General features: G+C 50.0%; 13 protein-coding genes. 4 read left to right on the top strand and 9 right to left on the bottom strand.

From position 1 onward, the window contains the following. Positions 1 to 2: 2 nt before the first annotated feature. Positions 3 to 1,175, top strand: coding sequence for a CHC2 zinc finger domain-containing protein (locus tag CRN95_RS01605; RefSeq protein ID WP_097019920.1), 1,173 nt, complete (start codon positions 3 to 5; stop codon positions 1,173 to 1,175). A 222-nt stretch (positions 1,176 to 1,397) separates the two neighbouring features. Here CRN95_RS01605 and CRN95_RS01600 read toward each other — a convergent pair whose 3' ends face one another. The 6 genes from CRN95_RS01600 to dnaX all read right to left on the bottom strand — a co-directional run bounded on the left by CRN95_RS01600 (position 1,398) and on the right by dnaX (position 11,068). Continuing rightward, the gene (locus tag CRN95_RS01600) at positions 1,398 to 2,684 is read right to left on the bottom strand and encodes a GspE/PulE family protein (protein ID WP_097020280.1); all 1,287 of its coding nucleotides are present in this window, start codon (positions 2,682 to 2,684) and stop codon (positions 1,398 to 1,400) included. Between the two features lie 270 nt (positions 2,685 to 2,954). After that, positions 2,955 to 6,119 carry an efflux RND transporter permease subunit gene (locus tag CRN95_RS01595; RefSeq protein WP_097019919.1) on the bottom strand — a complete coding sequence of 1,055 codons (3,165 nt, stop codon included), beginning with the start codon at positions 6,117 to 6,119 and terminating at the stop codon, positions 2,955 to 2,957. Between the two features lie 20 nt (positions 6,120 to 6,139). Further along, a complete protein-coding gene (locus CRN95_RS01590; RefSeq protein WP_097019918.1) occupies positions 6,140 to 7,189 on the bottom strand; it encodes an efflux RND transporter periplasmic adaptor subunit in 1,050 nt (349 codons plus the stop codon). Positions 7,190 to 7,209: 20 nt separating this feature from the next. After that, positions 7,210 to 8,625 carry a TolC family protein gene (locus CRN95_RS01585; protein ID WP_097019917.1) on the bottom strand — a complete coding sequence of 472 codons (1,416 nt, stop codon included), beginning with the start codon at positions 8,623 to 8,625 and terminating at the stop codon, positions 7,210 to 7,212. A gap of 144 nt (positions 8,626 to 8,769) precedes the next feature. Further along, on the bottom strand, positions 8,770 to 9,072 hold the full coding sequence (locus CRN95_RS01580) for a YbaB/EbfC family nucleoid-associated protein (protein WP_198953213.1): 303 nt from the start codon (positions 9,070 to 9,072) through the stop codon (positions 8,770 to 8,772). A gap of 268 nt (positions 9,073 to 9,340) precedes the next feature. Next, a complete protein-coding gene (gene dnaX / locus CRN95_RS01575; RefSeq protein WP_097019916.1) occupies positions 9,341 to 11,068 on the bottom strand; it encodes a DNA polymerase III subunit gamma/tau in 1,728 nt (575 codons plus the stop codon). A gap of 92 nt (positions 11,069 to 11,160) precedes the next feature. Here dnaX and CRN95_RS01570 point away from each other — a divergent pair, with 92 nt between their 5' ends. Further along, positions 11,161 to 11,544 (top strand): hypothetical protein, encoded by a 384-nt coding sequence (locus CRN95_RS01570; RefSeq protein ID WP_097019915.1) that lies wholly within the window; start codon positions 11,161 to 11,163, stop codon positions 11,542 to 11,544. A 225-nt stretch (positions 11,545 to 11,769) separates the two neighbouring features. Continuing rightward, the gene (locus tag CRN95_RS01565; protein WP_235002807.1) at positions 11,770 to 12,279 is read left to right on the top strand and encodes a hypothetical protein; all 510 of its coding nucleotides are present in this window, start codon (positions 11,770 to 11,772) and stop codon (positions 12,277 to 12,279) included. Between the two features lie 152 nt (positions 12,280 to 12,431). Here CRN95_RS01565 and pheT read toward each other — a convergent pair whose 3' ends face one another. The 3 genes from pheT to ispD form a co-directional block, all read right to left on the bottom strand. Continuing rightward, positions 12,432 to 14,867, bottom strand: a complete 2,436-nt coding sequence (gene pheT / locus CRN95_RS01560) for a phenylalanine--tRNA ligase subunit beta (protein WP_097019914.1) — start codon at positions 14,865 to 14,867, stop codon at positions 12,432 to 12,434. A gap of 122 nt (positions 14,868 to 14,989) precedes the next feature. Next, positions 14,990 to 15,472 carry a hypothetical protein gene (locus tag CRN95_RS01555; RefSeq protein ID WP_097019913.1) on the bottom strand — a complete coding sequence of 161 codons (483 nt, stop codon included), beginning with the start codon at positions 15,470 to 15,472 and terminating at the stop codon, positions 14,990 to 14,992. Positions 15,473 to 15,498: 26 nt separating this feature from the next. Further along, positions 15,499 to 16,236 carry a 2-C-methyl-D-erythritol 4-phosphate cytidylyltransferase gene (ispD, locus tag CRN95_RS01550; RefSeq protein ID WP_097019912.1) on the bottom strand — a complete coding sequence of 246 codons (738 nt, stop codon included), beginning with the start codon at positions 16,234 to 16,236 and terminating at the stop codon, positions 15,499 to 15,501. Positions 16,237 to 16,357: 121 nt separating this feature from the next. Between ispD and CRN95_RS01545 the strand changes: the two genes are divergently transcribed. Continuing rightward, a complete protein-coding gene (locus CRN95_RS01545) occupies positions 16,358 to 16,702 on the top strand; it encodes a hypothetical protein (protein WP_088630259.1) in 345 nt (114 codons plus the stop codon). The last annotated feature ends 2 nt before the right edge of the window (positions 16,703 to 16,704 follow it).

Raw genomic sequence — 16,704 nt, 5'->3', positions numbered from 1 at the left:
CAATGACAGAAGAGGAACTCAAACAATTTAAGGCTGCACTCTCGATTACGACGGTGGCTATGGATTTAGGTCTCCCGGTGGTGCGTGGCCGTTGTCGTTGCTTTTTCCCGACACGCCATGCGCATGGCGATAGAACTCCGTCCGTATCGTTTTCCGAAGAACGCGGAACATTCCGTTGCTGGGTCTGCGATGACGTTCGTGGTGATGTGATTTCGCTTGTGCAGTTTGTCAAGAATTGTTCATTCCTAGAAGCTCTGAACTGGCTCAAGGAAACGTATGGATTCCTGTTGCATGGGGCGAAGCCTCAGGTGCAAAATCGCGTATCAATGACGAATCCTGCTTCTGCAACGGTGATGCCGAATCGAACTCCAGCTTCGAATGTGTCGCCTGAACAAAGTGCAGCGCTTGTTGCGAAAACGGCAGTCCGTGATGCCGCTCTTGAATATCGCTCTCCCGAGCCTGCAAAAGAGCTTGTAAGCGATGATGAACGCAAGAAGATTATCCTCTCGTTCTTGAAAATGTTGAGCCCTGTCGATAAGACGCCTGCGGCTGCATACCTTGCACGTCGCCGCATTTACAAGCCGATTTGGGACAAGATGCTTTTGCGCACGATTACGGATTATGGCGCGCTCAACAATAAGCTCAAGGAAACTTACGATTTGGAAGTTCTCAAGTACGTGGGGCTTTTCAGTGAAAAAGGAAACTTGAGGTATTACAAGCATCCGCTATTTTTCCCGTATCTCGATACCAAACGCCGTTCGTTTTATTTCCAGGCGCGCGCGATTGATAGCACGGTTGTGCCGAAGGAGCTGAACTTGCGCGGGACGGTTCCGTTCCCGTACAATGTTTCCGCGCTTGATGAAAGGCCGGGCTGGGTTTACCTTTGCGAAGGCGTCGTCGATACGCTTACGTTTTTGGGGCAACGCATTGATGCGATTGGAATTCCGGGCGTGCGTTCTTTTAAGACAGAATGGCTCCCGCTGTTCAAGAACAAAAGCGTCGTGCTTTGTTTGGACAAGGACGAGGCGGGGCGCAGCGGTACGGAGTATTTGCAGACGGTTTTTGCGAATGCGAATATCCGCACGGTTGTGCTTGGTGATGGCGTAGATCAATTTGGCAAATTGTCGATGAAAGAAGGCGAAGACATCAACGATTGGTTCGGCGGGAAGAAGTGAACTAAGAAATAGTTCACTTCTTCTGTTTTTATTTTAATGTAAAATGTACTTCTTGCGGGCGGGGCCCCAGCTCGGAGTTGCGAAGGCTGCACGGGCCCCTCCCTGCACCCTCCCCATCCTTGGCCGACGCTTTATTCTCTCGACGATGACAGACTTTTTATTTTATCATTTGTTCTCGCTTTAAACGGATTCAATGCTTTTTGATTTGCTGAATAAGAATTATTATGATCCTAGCACTCTCTCAATTTCTTCTTCGGTGGTGATGCCGGATTCTACGAGCTTTCTTGCGTTTTCTTGCATGGTGGAGTCGGCGTAGGTGTTGTTAGGCAATAGCAATTCACAGACAACGGTTCTGCCTTTGTAATGCGGTGAGGACTCATGAGAAGTTGTTTTGTCAAGCTTCCTTACGAGGCGTTGGGCAAAAACGCCAAGCAAAGCTTCATCCAAGATACCTTTTGGAACGCCTAAATCAAGAAGTCTCGCTGCCGCTGCTTTTGCACTGTTTGTGTGCAACGTGCTCAACACGAGATGCCCTGTCTGTGCGGCTTGTAATGCTATTTGTGCAGTCTCTGCATCGCGGATTTCTCCGACGAGAATCACGTCTGGATCCTGGCGCAAAATAGAACGCAATGCAACGGCGAACGTGAATCCGCATTTTTCGTTGACGGGAACCTGATTTGCTCCGCGGAGTTCGTATTCTATGGGGTCCTCAATTGTCGTGACGTTGATTTTTCGCTGGATGATTTCTCGGAGGCCAGCGTAAAGCGTAGTCGTCTTGCCGCTCCCTGTGGGCCCTGTAACGAGGAATAGCCCTTGCGGGGCGTTGAAAATTTTCCGAATCGCTTGGAGCGTTGTTTCGCTAAAATCAAGGCTGTCGAGCGTTTGTGCGGAATCGTTGGCGGGGAGCAATCGCAGTACGCATTTCTCGCCGTTGTTTACGGGAATGGTACTTAAGCGAACGTTTACCTTCTCATGAAAATCTTCAAAGGCGAAACTCCCGTCATGTGGCAAGCGGCGCTCCGTGATATCGACATTCGCCATGACCTTGAGACGAATCAATATAGGCTCGGCAAGCCATTGCGGGAATGTTCTGTATTCCGTTAAAAGCCCGTCAATGCGAAATCTTACACGTAGTGAATCTGCCAACGGTTCGAGGTGAATGTCGGTCGCTTTTTTCTGGAGTGCCTTGACAATAATGCTATCAACGAGATTTATAATCGGTTCCGATTCCCACGAAGAATTTCGTGAAATCTCGAGATGGTTGAGGTGCTGGAGCAAATCCTCGTCATCGATAGAATCGGCGTGGTTGTGCATGAGCCTGATTTCGGCAGGGGAGTGCTGCTTTGGGGTAATGCGTTGTTGTGTGACAAATCGGATCTTTTCGAGAAGGAATTCATCGTTTGCGTTCGGTACGGCAACTTTCAGGAGCGCGGCGCATTCCCCGGTGCTTTCAACAACTGCAATCCCGTTTTTCTGACACCATTTTTTGGACAAGTTTTTTGTATTCATCCCCGTAAAATACAAACAAAATTCTTGAAAAATCACCTTCATGCAAATTTTGCAACCAACCGTTTGCAAAGTGCCGTAAAGTCATCCTGACCAAAACGGCGAGACGTCATCCTGACACCGAAGGTGGAAGGATCCAGTAATTTCTTGTTGTGAAAAATCAAAGCTTAACTGGATCCTTCACGTCGCCCTTACGGGCTTTGTTCAGGATGACACTGCATAAAAAAAGTCCCCCGGAGAGGGGACTTTGCGGAGTTGTCTAATGAAACTTAATTATGCCTTGCTGAACTTTGCCTTGACTTTGTTGGCGCCTTTCTTGGCCTTGCTAAAGAGGGCGTTCGGGAGCCAGAAGAATGTCGGCACAAGGAACATGGTAAGCACTGCGGACACAATCAAGCCACCCACAGAGGCAATACCCATCGGCTGCGTCATGGCGGCGACGTTACCACCGAGAGCGAATGCGAGCGGGAGCTGGGCAATCACGGAGGCAAGCGTTGCAAGCATAATCGGCTGGAATTTGGCTTTCGCGGCTGTAAGCACTGCCGAGCGGCGGCCCATGCTTCCACTACGCAACAGGCGGTTTGCTTCGTCGAGCAAAAGAATTGCGTTGTTCACCACCACACCAATCAACATAACGATAGCCATGAGGGCGATCATGGAGAGCGCCTTGCCGGTAAAGATAAGGGCGAGGAGCACACCGATAGCACCCATCGGGATGGTCGTCATGATAATGAACGGCTGGGCAAAGCTTTCGAGGAGTGCGATGAGCAAAATGTAGGTGAGGAGGATTGCCATCACGATTGCCGTCATGAATTCCTTCTGCATGTCGTTCTGCATGTCGGCGTTACCACCGAAGCTGAACGAGATACCTTCTGGGAGTTCGTCCTTCATGCTGTTTGTAAGTTCCGTGAGTTTGCCCATGATTTCACCGGTCGTGTGACCAGGGAGCAAGTTCATCGAAACGTCTACACGTCTCATCTTGCGCTTACGGTCAATACGTGTCGGACCAGCACCATCTTCGATGTGGAAGAGTTCGCTAGCACTTACGTAGCCCTTCGGTGTCTTGACAGGCAGGTCTTCGATGTCGGCATGGCTCTGCCTATCCTTTTCCATCAAGCGTACGTAAACGTCGTATTCTTCACCGTCTTCGGTGTACTGGCCTGCTTCGAAACCGTTCACTGCAATGTAGTTGTAGTTTGCGACTGTTTCAAGCGTTACGCCATAGTCGGCCATGGCGGCGCGGTTCGGGATCAAGCGGATTTCAGGCTTACCGGCTTCATAGCTCGTCTTGATATCCACGATGCCGTCAATCTTTTGCTGCACGCGGTCAAGGACGATTTGTGATGCCTTGATGACGGAGTCTGCATGGAGACCGCTCACTTCGAGCACCACGTCGCCGCTGGAGTTGTTCTGCATTTCAGAGGCGGAGGTGGACTTCACGGAAATGTAGGCGTCTGGAATGTTGGCGAGGTACGGACGGATGGAGTCGACGATTTCGTCCGTACTGCGATGTCTGCCCTTCCAGTTGGGATTGTTCTTCTTTTCCCAGTCCTTCAAGAGTCTAACACGCATGGTGGCCTGGTTTACGGTCGTAAAGCCGTTGGAACCACCCACGTTCATACTGTAGTGAACAATTTCAGGAATATCCTTGACGCGGGATTCAATAATACGAGCCACGCTATCGGTCGTCTCGATGTTTGTACCCACAGGCATTTCGAGCTTGATGCTCATCATGCCCTGGTCCTGTCTCGGGGTAAGTTCAACAGTTAAGTTGTTCTTGGCGAGGCCTGCCACAAGGAAGATGGCTGCGCCAAGAGCGAGAACCTGGACAATCACGCCCGGAACAGAAAGGCAGAATCCAAGCATCTTCAAGTAGACAAAGCGAACACCGTTCAAAGCCTTGGGGAAAAGTCCCAGCAGGCTTCCGATAAAGCCCGGCTTTTCTTCGATGATGTTTCCATTTTCGTCTTTCTTTTTACCCTTGAACAAGTAAGCGGCCATAAGCGGTGTCAGCGTGAATGTCACGAGGAGCGACACAAACGTTGCAAACACCATGGTCATACCGAATGTTCTAAAGAAGATACCGACGATGGACTTCATGAATGCGATAGGCACGAACACGCAGACGTTGGTGAGCGTCGATGCCATGATGGCAATCATGATTTCAGAAGTGCCCTTGTAGGCGGCTTCCTTCGGATCAAGGCCTTGATTCAACTTGTTGTTGATATTTTCAAGCACGACGATGGAGTTCGTCACCAACAGACCCACGGAACTTGAAAGAGCCATGAGGGACATCATGTTGATGCCAAAGCCTGCAAAGTACATGAGCGTGAATGCGCCAATCACGGAAATCGGCATCGTGAGAGCTGCGATAATCATCGTCGAGAATTTGCCGAGGAACAGGAGCAAGAGGCCTGCGGTAAGCGCAATAGCGATAATGATGTTCTGGATAACGTTATCGATAGATTCGTTCACAGCTTCGGACTTGTCGTAAATGAGCGTGAGCTTGAAGCCTTCCGGGAGAGTCTTGTTGACTTCTTCCAAACGCTTGAGCACGCCTCTGGAAACATCTACGACGTTTGCGTCGGAACGCTTCTTGATATCCAGTGCGACAGAGTTGATGCCGTTAAAGCGGGAAGTCGATGTAATTGTTTCGATGGTATCTTTCACGACGGCAATTTCAGAGAGCTTGACGACTCCCTTTTCCGTCGGAATTTCCATGTTGCGCATTTCATCGAGGTTCTTGAACTTACCTGCGGTACGCACAGACGTATTCTTGTGCTTGCCGATAACTTCACCAATCGGGAGGTTAACGTTGGACATGCCGTAAAGGCCCATCATGGTGCCGATATCGACACCGCGGTCCATCATTTTTTCCTTGTCGACTTCGATGGCGATCTGGCGGGTTGTACCACCGAAAATATCAACGCTAGCAACACCGGAAACAGAAGTGAAGAGCGGTTCGATTTCGTCTTCGACTTTCTGGCGGAGTTCTGTAGAGTTTAGAGGACCGGTGAACGAGATTGCCATGATGGCAGCACCGTTAATATCGACCTTCGAAATAATCGGCGCCTGAACTGCATCCGGAAAGTCCGCAGAGGCGAGGTCCACCTTGGAACGCACGTCATTTGCGGCGACGTCCACGTTCACGCCCATGTTGAACATGGCGACGATAATGCCGTAGTTTTCCAAGCAGATGGACTGCACGTAGTCGATACCGTCCACGAGTTCCACTTGTTCTTCAATCGGCTTGATAATTGTGGTTTCGATTTCTTCAGGGTTTGCGCCCTTGTAAATGATGGTGGCCGTAACCACGGGGACTTCGAATTTCGGCATCAAGTCCACCACCATCATGGAATAGGTATAAAGACCGAACACCACCACGGTCAAGATGACCATGAGCATGGTGATTGGTTTGTAAATACTGGCTTTAATCATTGGCTATTCTCCAGTGTCGATTATTCGACAATCAGCACCTTGTCGCCGTCGTTCATGCGGTTTTGGCCTTCGACCATCACGACATCGCCTTCGCTAAGGCCATCCTTGATTTGGATGTCGGTCTTGGTCTGCACACCGAGTTGCACAATCTTGCGCTTGGCCTTGCCTTCGCTATCGACTGTCCAGACCGAGTTCACGCCATTGCTATAGACAATGGCTTCGACAGGGACTGAAACGCCTGTAACTTCACGGGCGTCAATCTTTGTGGTGAGGTACATGCCCGGGAGGAGCTTTTGACCCTTGTTCTTGAATGTGACTTCAACCGGGAAGAAGCGGGTTATCGGGTTTGCGGCGAGCGGAATGAGGCTTACTTCGCCCTGAAGCTTTTCTCCGTTGAGTTCGATTGTTGCCTTGGCGCCCTTCTTGAAGAAGCCGATTTCGGAACTTGTGACGTTGAGCTTGAGGATAACCTTGTCGAGGTTTGCGATGGTGAACATGGCACCACCGACACCCGGAACTTCACCGACCTTGAACTTGACTTCGGTAATGGTGCCGGAGGACGGAGCTAGCACGAGCGTTGCACGGCGTGCGGTTTCCATCTGCATCTTGGCTACGTTAATCTGGGTTTCGAGCTGTTCTACATCCTGCAGAGAAACACCACCTTTGGCCTGAACTTCTTTCAAGCGGTTGAGGCTCTTTTCTTGCATGGCAATGTTTGCTTGAGCCTGTTGGTAAGCGGTGTTGTCGCCCGTAAAGACGAATTCAGCAAGGACCTGATCTTTTCTGACCTTGGAACCGACGCGGACATTGACCTTGGCAATCGGGTCACCGAGCTTGGCGGTTGCTGTCGTCTGCTGGCTACCTTCGATGGTGCCGCTGAAAGAACGGACGTCGGTGAGTTTTACGGTGGCAGCCTTCACGACGCGGGCTGGCTTGCCATTGACCTTTTGGATTTCTTCGATGGTCGAAACTTTTTTCTCGGACTTGGCGTCTTTCTTGGCGTCGCCGCATCCAGCGAGGAGGAGCGACAGGGCAGAAATAGTAATGATTGATTTTGTAATGGTCTTCATGATTGTCTTCCTCTTAAATCTTAGTATTCACCAGTGGCCTTGAGCAATGCGTTGTATGCATTGTTCCAGTCAAGAACAGCCTTCATGTAGCCAAGCTTGGCCAAGCGAAGCTTTTGGCTTACGTCGAGAAGGTTGATTTGCGTTTCCGCACCGATTTGGTAGGCCGCTTCGGAGATTTCGTATCCGCGATTTGCCAAGTCTACCTGACGTTTTGAAATTTCGATTTGATTATGCGCGTCTTCCAAGTTGTTGACGCACGCCTCTATTTGCAGGCGGAATCCGCGTTCTGCAGTTTCTTTCATGAGTTGTGTGCTGCGAAGTTCTGATTTTGCTTGAACTACAGCTTCCTTGGTCTGCATGCCGTTGAAAAGATTCATCGACAAATTTAAAGAAACGTACTTGTTGAGTTTGTCCCACTTCGGGGCATCCCATTCGGTAATCTTGTTTTGGTTGTTTGCGTATTTGAGGCCACCGAGCAAGGCGATTGTCGGTTTGTAACCGGCTTCTTCGATTTCGATATTTTTTTCTCTCATTTTTTCAGTGGCTTCGAGCTTTGCCAATTCCCTACGGCGCTTTTTCACGTTTGCCATAGCTGTATCCGGGTAAGGGAGGTTGGCTTCGGGCATGCGAAGTTCACCGACGAACTGTACTTCGGAATCCCAATCCAGTCCCATCTTGTTGAGAAGAGCGTTCTTGGCGAGGATACGCAATTTCTTTGTCTTTTCGAGATCGGAACGCTGGGTTTCCAAGTCAAGCTGGGCGCGAATCACATCGATTTCTTTACCAGATCCGCTTTGGAATTTCTGCGTGGCGATATTCAGATTTTCTTCGGTCTGCTTGATGCCTTCTTCAGTGATTGCAATACTCGAATCCAGGAGGATCAAATTGTTGAAAAGGCTATCAACGTCGTAGCGTATACTAGACTTCTTGTCTTCGAGATTGACTTCTTCCATATGCTTGTAGGCTTTGGCGATATCGATTGCGGTACCGACCTTGCCTGCGGCATAGAGGACTTGGGTCAATGTGAGGCCAACACTGGACTGCCAGCGGTAGGCTTGGGACTTCATTCCATAAGTCATTCCGTCCAAAGCTGGGCCAATCACGTTTTGGTCAAAAGCGTTTGCTTTGGGGTGTCCGTCGTCGTCCACGCTGTTTGCCATATTTTTGGCAGCGTCCGTAATTGCGGATGTTTTTTTGACGTCGTCCAGTCCAAAAATACGGGTGACATTGGCACTAAGGTCAATAGAGGGGTATGCGTTACCATAGCCTGCATCAACTTGAGAAGAAGCCTTAATGAGGTCTTCTTCAGCGGTTTTGACATCCGGAGAGTTCTCAATGGCGGTCTGGACCGCTTCATCTCGGGTGTAGGTTTTTGCCGAGGCTGGTACAATCAGCCCTAAAGCAAGGGCAGAAAGGACTAAAAATTTCCTTGACATTCGTTCTCCTAATATATTAAGCTAGCCAAATGTAAAAAAAAAGCACCCTTTTCATAAGGGTGCTTTTTTCTGTTTTTGATGAAGCGCAAATATTGGGGATGAAGTGCATCCGAATTTGCGAATTTTTGCGAAATTTGGCGAAAATTACATCAAACCGGGGATTTTCATGCCGCCAGTGATGTCCGAAATGCTTGCCTGCTGGGCGTCGTCTTTCTTCTTGACGGCTGAGTTCACGGCTGCCATGATGAGGTCTTCGAGAGCTTCGACATCGTCCTTGTCAACTGCATCCGGATTGATCTTCACCATCGTGAGTACGCCCTTTCCGTTCATGGCGACCTTCACCATTCCGCCGCCGGCTTCGGCATCAAAGCTCTGTGCCTTGAGGTCGTTTTGTGCCTTAAGCATCTTGCTCTGCATTTTCTGAAGGTCCTTAAGCATCTTGCTCATGTCCATGAATATATCCTCGCTTTTTGAGTGTATTAAATGTTTAGTTTATGATCCTGCATCTCGTCATGTTCGGGCTATAGCCCAATCCAGTTATATCTTGTTAAATGTAACTGGATCCTTCCACTTACGTGTCAGGATGACTGTTTTTCATTTGTAATTATAGAATTTTTATTTGGTTGGATCCTATCACTACACTACGTTTCGTTCCAGGATGACGTTTTAATTGTCACCCTGGAGGGAGCTTGCGACCGATAGGGTCCATGATAATCTATGCGTCGCAATCTTCTTCGTCACATTGTGAAACGATGGCTGCTTTCTTGAGTTTCTTGGTGAAGACGAGTTCCGTTGCAAACATCTGCTGGAGCTTTGAAAGTCCCGGTTCCTTTTCCAGGTCGAGCTCGTATGGGCTCATCTTGGCGGCGCGCTGTTCGGCAAGTTCCGATTCGGTGAAGGCGCGGGTGCGGATGGAAAGCGCAATTTTTGTCTGCAGGCGGTCTTCCAAAATGCGAGTCACGCGTTCGACGTATTCGGGATGCTCCGTCATTTGGCGGTAGCCCCAGTTTTCGGCATTCTCGGTCGTGCCCGCGTAGGTAAGCGCAATCGGGAACGGATTCTGTTCGGGGTCGCCGGTTTCAAGCGTGGTGCCAGCAATGGCGGCGGAGAATACGTAGTCGCCGTCGTTAGCGATGTTGGAGAGGATGGAAGGCCATGCGGCGGCAATTTCGTAACGTGAAAATGCCTGCACGCCACCTTGATCGTAGCCTGCAAATGGGTCATCATAAGACGCCTGGACTTCTTCCTGGGCGTCTATCATGGCGCTGACTTCAGTTACTTTTTTTTTTACCGCGTCGTTTTCGGCGCTTTTAGGATCGTTAATCGCTGCAAGAGCTTTTCGCAAATCGACCAGTCGGTCGAGCCAAGCCATTCGGGCAAACGTCGTCTCGACGAGGAGGCGCGGGTTCGTGCTGTAGCGGAGCGTACCTTGCAAGTCGATAAGCATCTTGCTGATGCGGAGAATATCTCCGTTCGTAAGACTTTGTGCGCAGCTCTTGTACTTGGTGTAAAGCTCTTCGGTGATGTTGAGTGCGTCCGGCGTGAATGCGTCGAGGCGGGCGTAGAGCAAATTGCGGAGGAACTTGCCAAAGCCATCGAGCAGCGGGATGAACTCGATACCGATTTTCACAGCGTCATCCACCATGCGGAAGCAACCCTTGATGTCGTGGTTTTCGATGGACTGGATGAGCGAGAAGAAAAGTTCTACAGGTGGGATGCCGAGGACGGAGCGGACGGATTCCGCTGTCATCTCGTTCCCGGTAAAGGCGTATGCCTGGTCAAAGTAGGTGAGACCGTCACGCATGGAACCGTCGGCCTTTTCGGCAAAGATGTCGAGGGCTTCATCGGTGGCCTTGATGCCTTCCTGTTCGCAAATGTAGCGGAGGCGGCTGCGGATCTGGTCTACGGTCAGGCGCTTGAAGTCAAAACGTTGCACGCGGCTCAAAATCGTCTGCGGGACTTTGTTGACTTCGGTCGTTGCAAAAATGAAAATCACGTGGGACGGCGGTTCTTCGAGCGTCTTGAGAAGAGCGTTGAAGGCGCCTGTCGAGAGCATGTGGACTTCGTCGATGATGAAGATCTTGTACTTGCCGATGACGGGCGGGTACTGCACACGTTCAATCACATCGCGGATGTTGTCGACGCTGGTGTTAGAGGCCGCATCTATTTCATAGACGTCCATCGGGTTTCCGCCGGCGATATCCTTGCAGCTGTCGCACTGCCCACACGGGTGCAGCGGGTCATTGCCCTTGCAGTTGAGCGTGCGGGCGAGGATGCGGGCGCTAGTAGTCTTGCCCACACCACGGGTGCCGGTAAAAAGGAATGCATGATGGAGACGACCGCCCTGAATGGCGTTCTCGAGAGTCTTTGCGATATGTTCCTGACCGACCATATCGCTGAATGATTGCGGGCGCCACTTACGCGCCATTGCGATGTATGCCATGACTAAAGTATAGTAAAGTGGTTCGTGGTTGGTGATTCGTGGTTAAGATTTTTCGTATCTTTATAAATGTAATTAGTCAAATAGAGGTACTTATGAATTTTGATATGGCGCTTTTGATTTTGTGCTGGCAGACGGCCTGCCTTTCGCATAACCACGAGAATGAACTGCTTTTGCCGGGTGCGACTTCGGCTACGGAAGCGGAAAGTGCTGAACTCGACAAGATTCATGACGAAGTGACTCCGAACGCCAGTTGGGACGAATTCAATAGCCTCTATGCTGGCTTCAAATCGGCTAGCGACCGTACCAAAGCTTGTGTCAAGGCGCTCCAGTCGCAGTCCCGTGATTCGAAGGTTCTCGTGATAAACTGCATGGTCCGTATTGCGAATGCTTCGCACGAAGACTACAACAGGACTAATATATCGCCCGAAGAATATGAATTTATTAAGAATGTACGCGAACAGCTGGGGCTGGGCTAGTTAAAGTTAGTCTACCGAACCACTGGGTTAGGATAAGCTTATATTATTTTACTAGATTCTAAAAATCTTAAATAATTTCTCAATAATTTACAAAAAGGAGTTTGTATGAGAAAATTAAAGCTTGTTCTAGCTATGGCGATTGCTTGCGCTTTTTTGGTTGGGTGCGCAGCTCCGCGAGCTGTGATTGATGATTCCTAGACTAGCAAACCGACTAAGGTCAAGGTTGTGTTCACGGAACCGATTATCGCCAATCTTGATGATTTGCAGGATGACCTGCCGGATTATTACAATAAGTTCTCTGAATGGTACAAAACTGAATTAGAAAATAATTTGGGAGAACAGACTTCTGGTGTTCGCTATTCGGTACAGAAAATTTCTAGCGATAATATCAGAATTAATCCGGCTCCTCTAAATAACGAGAATATTAAAGTCCCGAGTGTGACAGAAATGAGTAATTCTGCGGATATCTATCTTGTGCTGGATGATATTTGGATTGGCAGAACTACGAAAATGTCGACATGCTCTAATGGAATGACGACTTATTCTTGCCCGCAAAACTACTTTACGGCAAAGGGCATATATGCTTATTATGATGTGAAGAGTGGCAAAAGAGTTGGCTATGGCGATTATGAGGCTAACTCCGGCTATTCGTTTGTCGTGTCGTTGAGCGACTGGGAAACCATCATGGAAAAAGCGGTTCGCATTGTCTTGAATAACACTCCGCTTGCAGAGTAGTTATTGTAATTACGAAAATGAAAAACGCTCCCGATGGGAGCGTTTTTTTGTGTAATTACGAGAAATTACTGTATGGGGCAAGCCCAAACCTCTTTGTTCAGGATGACGCAAAGCAATCGTTCGAGGATGATTGCTTTGCGGTGCAATCGCTACTAGCGGAGTACGATGTCGCCGTTTGCGACGAGCTTGTCGCGGAGCTTGTTGTGAGCCTTGTTGACTTCGTCGTCCGTGAGCGTACGGTCCATGGCCTGATAGGTGAGGCTATAGACCATGTTCTTCTTGCCGGCTTCAATCTTTTCACCTTCGTAGATGCTCTTGAGAGTAATCTTCGCGAGGTTCTTCGGGTTGAGAGCCTTGATGCGGGCGAGCACGTCTTCGTGAGTCATCGACTTTGCAACTTCAATAGAGATGTCGCGGGTCGAAGGCACCTGGCGGCTGAACGGCTGGAACACAATCTTCTTGTGGCTTTCGTGTTCCATCTTGTCCATGTCGGCTTCCATCACGTAAGTCTCGTAGCTGATTTCGTTGGCCTTGAGGCAGTTCGGGTGGAGTTCGCCCATCGTTCCAAGAACCGTGCCGTTGCAGACAATTTCGGCCTGCTTGCCCGGGTGGAGGAAGAGTTCTGGCTTTGCGGCGGCGCGGAATTCCACGACGAGGCCGAGACGCTTGAAGAAGCTCTGGACAAAGCCCTTGAAGGCGGCAAAGTCAATCTGCTTCGGCTTGTCGTTGAGCGGATCGGTATCAAAGTTACCGGCGATGGTGAGGGCGACGAGGTTGGATTCGTCAAAGCCCGGATCGCGTTCGTCCTTGCGAGCGCGCTTGAACTGTCCCTTTGCCACTTCGAACAGACGAACAGAACCCGGACGGTTCTTTTCGTTTTCGGCAACAGCCTTGAGAAGATTCGGGAGGAGGCTCGTCGGCACAGCACCGAGTTCTTCGGAAAGCGGGTTCAAGAGGAGAGCCGGCTTGCTGCGACGGTCGTCACTTTCTGGGCCAAAGAGGGCTTCGGTGCGGGCCTTGCTCGTGAAGCGGAGGCTCAAGCATTCGTGGAGGCCCATGGCAGAAAGTGTCTTGCGGATCTTGCGGTTCAAGACTTCAATCGGCGGGAGTTCGTTCGGCTGCATCGTGAACTTCGGCAAGCTGTATGGAATGTTGTCAAAGCCGATGAGGCGTGCAATTTCTTCGATGAGGTCGACTTCGCGTTCGAGGTCCGGGCGGAAACTCGGAATCTTGAACGTGATGGATTCGGCGTCCTTCTTCACGACTTCGAGAGCGATACCCGTGAGGTACTTTTCGACCTGGGCAGCTTCGAGTTTCATGCCGATGACTTTTTCGGCGCGGGCAATGCGGAGCGTGACAACGTTATTTTCTTTCTTGTGGTCTTCGCCAGTGTATTCGACGGAACCCTTGAGGATGCGGCCACCAGCGACTTCCTGAATCATGGCGCAAGCGTACTTGCTGTATTCGTCCTGCGTAGCAAAGTCGATTTCACGTTCGAAACGGTAGCTGGAGTCTGTAGAAATGCAGAGGCGCTTGGCCTGCTTGCGGATAACGGTCGGGTTGAACCAGGCGCTTTCGAGGAACACGTTCTTCGTGGCATCGACGATTTCGGATTCGACACCGCCCATCACGCCGGCGACGCAAGCCGGACGGTCACCGTCGCAAATCACGAGGTCGTTTTCGACGAGTTCATGTTCGGTGTGGTCGATCGTTTCAATCGTTTCGCCCTTGACGGCGCGGCGGACCTTGATCTTGTTGCCGTGGAGCTGGTCCATATCAAAGCTGTGGAGCGGCTGACCGACGTCCATCAAGATGAAGTTCGTGATGTCAACGACGTTGTTGATGCTATTCATGCCGACAGCGTGCAAGAGCTTGGCAAGCCATGCCGGAGACTTTTCAACCTTTACGTCCTTGATGACGCGGCCCACGTAGCGGGAGCAACCGCAGCCCGGAACGACTTCGAGGCTGATGGCGGCGCTTGCGTCTTCGGAATCTTCCTTGAAGTTGTAGGCGAGCGGCTTGAGCGGGCGGTTAAACTTGGCGGCGAGTTCGCGTGCAACACCGCGGTGGCTAAGAGCGTCCGGGCGGTTCGGTGTAACGTTCAGTTCGAAGCAGACGTCGTACATGCCGAGGCTTACGAACGGCGTACCTGCCGGGATGGAATCGTCGAGAACCATGATTCCACCGTGGTCGTCAGAAAGGCCGATTTCGTCTTCGGCGCAGATCATGCCGAAGCTTTCGACACCGCGAATCTTGGATTTCTTCATCTTGAGCTTGGTGCCGTCAGGGAGCGGGAGTTCTGCGCCAATCGGGGCGAGCACAACCGTCTGGCCTGCAGCGACGTTCGGGGCTCCGCAAACAACCTGGATGGTGTTCGTGCCGTCGTTCACGGTAGTGATGTGCAAGTGATCGCTATCCGGGTGCGGATCGCAAGTGAGAACCTTTGCAACGAGCAACTTGTCATAGACCTTGCCCGGTTCTTCCATGCCTTCAACTTCGAGACCGATGGAGGTGAGCGCCTTTGCGACATCTTCCGCAGATTCCGGAAGGTCAACGTGACGTCTAAGCCAATTCAAAGAAACTTTCATTTTATTACCCTTTGTGGCTCGAAACTTGCAGTTTTTGTCCTTGCGGCTGGTGTCGCGGGGGTGTGCGAATTTCGTGCCTGCTTAAATTTTCGGCGGTAAATATAGAAAAAATGAAACTTGGATTAATATGTTTCGCAGTAGGGAATATCTTCAAAGGAAGCTGCAACTTCTTCTTTCTTGAAGTGATTGAACAATAGGACTTCGTTTTTCGAGAATAGTTCGTCGTTTTTCAGGAATGAAATGGCGATTTTGCAGAAGCCTTTTTGAGGGACAACGACCCCGTGTTTTTCTTTTAGGGTGAGCGTAGTTTCCGTGAGTCCGCAAGAAAATCTGTAATACTCTAAATCTGCTTTTCCAGGTTCAATGTAGGCCGAAAAGAGGTTGTCCTGTTCGCTAGTCCATGTGGGTTTGACGATGACTCTTTCTCCACCGAGCTTGATTTGCTGTTGGTATCCGCCACTGCAGAATCCGACTGGCTGGCGGAAAACTCCGATAATACCGGATTTCTGTTCGAATGTTTCTTTCTTAGAAACAGAAAGGGACTGGGCGCAAGATGTCATGAGAACGCATGCGCTTAGAATTCCAAGTAGCTTCAGGTATTTCATTTACTCCTCGTAAGGCTTTGTTGCTGTTAAAACTGGTTGGCCCGGCTTGCGAAAAATTCGAAATCTTCGGGCGTCGTGAGCTTGTCGTTTGCGGATTCGCCTTTCACGATATAGACGGACTCGCCAAAGAATTCGAGGATGCTTGCTTCATCGGTTGGCGTGAAGTTCAGCGGTTCCTTTTCGATGCGGGCGTAGAGGCTCTTGAGCAAATCGATGCGGGCTGCTTGCGGTGTCTGTGCAAGCCAAACTTTGTTGCGGTCAATGGTGCTTTCGACACGACCATTGCTTGCAATCTTGATGGTGTCGATTGCGGGCTTGGCAACGAGGCAACTTCCTTGATTGACGAGCGTTTCGCAGACATCGCGGATAATCTTTTCGCTAATGAACGGGCGTGCTACATCGTGGACGAGCACGTATTCAGCGCCGCTAGTGAGCGCGTTCACTCCGTTTTGCACGGACTGCCAGCGTTCTTTCCCGCCAACGACAATTCTTAGTTTGTTTAAATTATTCCCGTATCCGGTTCCAAATGCGGGACTCAAACGGCTAAAAATATCTTTTTCAAAGTAGTCTTTCCAATCGGCTGGGACGGCAATCACAACTTCAGCGATTTCTTCCATATTGAGGAAGGTTTCGAGGCTGTATTGGTAAACCGGTTTTCCGCCAAGTTGCATCAATTGCTTGGGAATTGCCCCGCCCATGCGCTTGCCGAGGCCGCCTGCGGGGAGAACTGCTGCGAATTTTCCAAAAAGTAATGAATTAGACATATTTAAAAAATAGAAAGATTTGTGATTTAGGTCACCGTGTTTAAAATGTAAGAACTAAAAAGTTTTTTGAATGTAGAGAAAGTTTTTACCTTTGGCTTTGAGTGTGTATATGGGAGATAAAATGGATTTTAGAGAATTAAAACCCCGAAATCGAACCCGCATGGCTGTGGCTGCCTGCTTGGGTGGCTTTATTGGGGCGCATAATTTTTTGCTTTCGAACAGTGTTTCGGGAAGCATCAAAATTTATTTAACCCTTGTTGCCGTTATTGCTCCTCATCATGTCAGTTTAAGCCTTGCGGCTGTAAACCTTGCTTGGATTTTGTTTGATTTGTGGCAAATATGCTTTGTGAGCACTTTGCCAGAGATTCGTTTGGAAGGCAGTCGTAAAAAGGCGGTGGCTTTTGTGTTTACCTATATGGCTTTTGCGACTGCGCTTGCCGTCCTTTTATGCCAGCGCTATTTGTAGCG

It is taken from the genome of Fibrobacter sp. UWB16 (genome assembly GCF_900215325.1).
In the GTDB taxonomy this organism is placed as follows: Bacteria; Fibrobacterota; Fibrobacteria; order Fibrobacterales; family Fibrobacteraceae; genus Fibrobacter.
The sequence above is the reverse complement of the archived record's forward strand: the minus strand, read 5'-3'. Positions and strand labels throughout refer to the sequence as shown.